The organism is Acinetobacter sp. 1566109, assembly GCF_000582255.1.
In the GTDB taxonomy this organism is placed as follows: Bacteria; Pseudomonadota; Gammaproteobacteria; order Pseudomonadales; family Moraxellaceae; genus Acinetobacter; species Acinetobacter nosocomialis.
Window position 1 is genome coordinate 1 of record NZ_JEYB01000221.1, and the last position, 634, is coordinate 634.

The window sequence follows — 634 nt, forward strand, 5'->3', positions numbered from 1 at the left end:
AAGTGGCGCAGCGGACGGGGCTCGAACCCGCGACCCCCGGCGTGACAGGCCGGTATTATAACCAACTGAACTACCGCTGCACTTGCAATACTTTAAAAATAAAGTATGGTCACAAATTATGGTGGGCGCTGACGGGATCGAACCGCCGACATTCTGCTTGTAAGGCAGACGCTCTACCAACTGAGCTAAGCGCCCTGCAAAAGCGTTTTATAAAAGTGGCGCAGCGGACGGGGCTCGAACCCGCGACCCCCGGCGTGACAGGCCGGTATTCTAACCAACTGAACTACCGCTGCACTTTCACAATATCGCAATTGTGGGGTAAACGATGTTAAGTCTTAAGTGGCGCAGCGGACGGGGCTCGAACCCGCGACCCCCGGCGTGACAGGCCGGTATTCTAACCAACTGAACTACCGCTGCACTTTCACAATATCGCAATTGTGGTGTAAACGATGTTAAGTCTTAAGTGGCGCAGCGGACGGGGCTCGAACCCGCGACCCCCGGCGTGACAGGCCGGTATTCTAACCAACTGAACTACCGCTGCACTTGAGAGCTTAACGTAAAGGCTTGGTGGGCGCTGACGGGATCGAACCGCCGACATTCTGCTTGTAAGGCAGACGCTCTACCAACTGAGCTA

General features: G+C 55.5%; 5 tRNA genes. All 5 read right to left on the minus strand.

Annotated features, from left to right (window positions below):
* Window positions 1-3: 3 nt before the first annotated feature.
* Window positions 4-80: transfer RNA gene (locus J582_RS25515), tRNA-Asp, on the minus strand.
* A gap of 39 nt (window positions 81-119) precedes the next feature.
* Window positions 120-195, minus strand: a tRNA-Val gene (locus J582_RS25520).
* A gap of 21 nt (window positions 196-216) precedes the next feature.
* Window positions 217-293 (minus strand) — tRNA-Asp (locus J582_RS25525).
* A 47-nt stretch (window positions 294-340) separates the two neighbouring features.
* Window positions 341-417: transfer RNA gene (locus tag J582_RS25530), tRNA-Asp, on the minus strand.
* 47 nt (window positions 418-464) lie between these two features.
* Window positions 465-541, minus strand: a tRNA-Asp gene (locus J582_RS25535).
* Window positions 542-634 lie beyond the last annotated feature (93 nt).